Source organism: Streptomyces sp. NPDC049577 (genome assembly GCF_040675635.1).
GTDB lineage: Bacteria > Actinomycetota > Actinomycetes > Streptomycetales > Streptomycetaceae > Streptomyces.
Map to the genome: position 1 here is coordinate 1 of NZ_JBFAPH010000547.1, position 2387 is coordinate 2387.

The 2387-nt window shown below is 71.4% G+C and carries 2 protein-coding genes and 2 pseudogenes; all 4 read right to left on the reverse strand.

Going from position 1 to position 2387, the window contains the following annotated elements; translation table 11 throughout:
- Nucleotides 1-180: pseudogene (locus AB0K09_RS32410) on the reverse strand (hypothetical protein); the annotation flags it as partial.
- Nucleotides 95-271: pseudogene (locus tag AB0K09_RS32415) on the reverse strand (precorrin-6y C5,15-methyltransferase (decarboxylating) subunit CbiE); the annotation flags it as partial. The pseudogenes AB0K09_RS32410 and AB0K09_RS32415, both read right to left, overlap by 86 nt.
- A gap of 120 nt (nucleotides 272-391) precedes the next feature.
- On the reverse strand, nucleotides 392-1081 hold the full coding sequence (locus tag AB0K09_RS32420; protein WP_366068975.1) for a GNAT family N-acetyltransferase: 690 nt from the start codon (nucleotides 1079-1081) through the stop codon (nucleotides 392-394).
- 188 nt (nucleotides 1082-1269) lie between these two features.
- Nucleotides 1270-2139 (reverse strand): MetQ/NlpA family ABC transporter substrate-binding protein, encoded by an 870-nt coding sequence (locus AB0K09_RS32425; RefSeq protein ID WP_366068976.1) that lies wholly within the window; start codon nucleotides 2137-2139, stop codon nucleotides 1270-1272.
- Nucleotides 2140-2387: the final 248 nt, after the last annotated feature.

Consider the following 2387-nt stretch of genomic DNA (forward strand, 5'->3'; position numbering starts at 1 on the left):
CACCGAGCCGGTGTCCTGGGTGGGGCCGAGGTGGGTGGAGAGCAGGCCGGAGAACTGCTTGGGCTCGGTGAAGCCGCCCTTGTTGCCGCAGTGCGCGGCGGGCGGCGAGGTCGAGGCTGCCGAGGCGGACGCGTTCGGCGGTGGGCGGGACCTCGGGCAGTGCCAGGTGGTGCGCGGCACCGGCCACGAGGGTGGCGGCGCCCACGGCGGAGCGGGCCGCGTCCGTCAGCGGTGAGCCGTCCCAGCCGATCACCGTGACCCGGTCGGCCATCGTCGTCAGTCTCCTGGGGCTTGTCGCGGGTCGGGCCCGGCGGTGCGCGCGGGCAGGACAGTGAGCGTACCCCGACGGGTACGCGCGGTAGCCGGAACGGCGCGGGTGGTGGCGGCGCGGTCAGCGCCAGCGGGGGAAGGCGGAGGCGTAATTGCCGTAGTCGCCGTAGTCCCCGTACTCGCCGTAGCCGGCGCCGTCGGCGGCGGGCCGCTCCCGGGGGTCGTCGCCGTCGTCGAGGTCCTCGGGGAGCAGGCTCCAGACGATGAGGTCGGTGCGGATCTCGGTCCAGCCGCCGTCCGCGGTGCGGCTCCGGCCTATCCACGCGTTGCGCAGCACGCCCTCGCTGATGCAGCCGATCTTCTGGGCGACCTGCTGGGCTGCGGTGTTGTCGGCGGCGGTGCGCAGTTCCAGGCGTTCGAACTTCTGGTCGCGGAAGAGCCACTCGGCGACGGCGAGGACGGATTCGCAGGCGTAGCCCTCGCCGCGGGCCCAGGGGGCGGTGAGGTAGCCGGCCTCGGCGGCGAGGGTGTGCCAGTCGGTGCGGCGGAGGTGGAGCATGCCGACGAGGCGGTGGGTGAGGAACTCGGTGACCGCAAAGACGATTCCGCGTCCGGAGGTGCGCTCGGCGGGTGCCCGGCGCAGGGCCCAGTCGCGGGCGTCGGCGGTGGTGTAGGGGTGGGGGGCGGCGGTCCAGGCGGTGATGAGCTCGTCGTTCATCATCTCGGTGAGCGCGGGGACGTCGCCTGCCTCGAACGGGCGCAGCACCAGCCGGTCCGTACTGATGGAGATGTCCGGAAAGGTGGATGTCATGCGCTGCTCCAACGCCGGGTGCGGGTGGGCTCGGGGGTGGTATCGGTTCTCGGTGTAGCGGTTCCGGGTGTGGCTCGGGTGCACCAGCATGCAGCATGCGCGGGCGTGTGCGCCAAGCGCGTGGGCCCCGCGCACGGGATGTCGTGCGCGGGGCCTGCGACCGTACGGACGCCTGAGGTTACAAGGTGTCAGCTCGCGACGGGGCCGAAGGCGGGCAGGACGGCGCCGTTGCTGAACTTCTCCTGGATGAACTTCTTCACCTCGTCGGAGTTCAGCAGCTTGGCGAGCTTCTGGACGCGGGGGTCGGACTCGTTGCCCTTCTTGACCGCGAGGAAGTTCGCGTAGGGGTTGCCGTCGGCCTTCTCCAGGGCGATGGCGTCCTTGGCGGGGCTGAGCTTGGCCTGGATGGCGAAGTTGCCGTTGATGACGGCGGCGTCGACGTCGGCCAGGCGGGAGGGGATCTGGGCGGCCTCCAGCTCGGTGAACTGGATGCCCTTCTTGTCCTCGATGTCGGCCAGCTTGGCGCCCGCGCCGACGCCGTCCTTGAGCTTGATGACGCCGTTGTCGGCGAGCAGCTTCAGGGCGCGGCCCTCGTTGGTGGCGTCGTTGGGGACCGCGATGGTGGCGCCGGAGCCGAGGTCGGCGGCCTTCTTGTCCTTCTTGGAGTACAGGCCCAGCGGCTCGAGCTCGACGTTGACGACGGGCACGATGTCCGTCTTGTTCTTCTTGTTGAAGTCGTCGAGGTAGGGCTTGTGCTGGAAGAAGTTGGCGTCGACCTCGCCGTTCTGGGTGGCCGTGTTGGGAAGGACGTAGTCGTTGAACTCCTTCACCTTCAGCTTCAGGCCCTCCTTGGCCGCCAGATGGTCTCTGACGAAGTTGAGGATGTCGCCATGAGGGGTCGGGCTGGCGGCGACGACGAGCTCGGCGGCCGGGTCGGCGTCCTTGCCCTTGGCGGAGCCGGAGGAGGAGGTGTCGGAGGGAGCGCTGCAGGCGCTCAGGCCGAGGGTGAGGGCGGCGGCGGCCGCGGCGGCGGCGGTGAGCTTGATGGTGGTACGCACGAAGAGTGCCTCTTTCTGGTGTTCCGGTGTTTCCGGTGCCCCGTGGTGTCGCTGCCCGGCAAAGGGTCCGGGCTCGGGGCGTGTTCCTGGGTTCCCGGCCGCTGGGGGGCCGGCCGGGGTCAGGAGGTCTCGAGTGCCGCCGCCTCGGTCTCCGCGGGGGCGGCGGAGGGAGTGGCGGCGGGCGGGGTGGCGGCCGTGGTGGGGCGCGCCGCGGTCCGGCGCAGCCGGCGCAGGCCCACGGGTGCGGC

Coding starts and splice junctions, on each gene's coding strand:
- AB0K09_RS32420 (WP_366068975.1), bottom strand. CDS start 1,081: ATGACATCCACCTTTCCGGACATCTCCATCAGTACGGACCGGCTGGTG.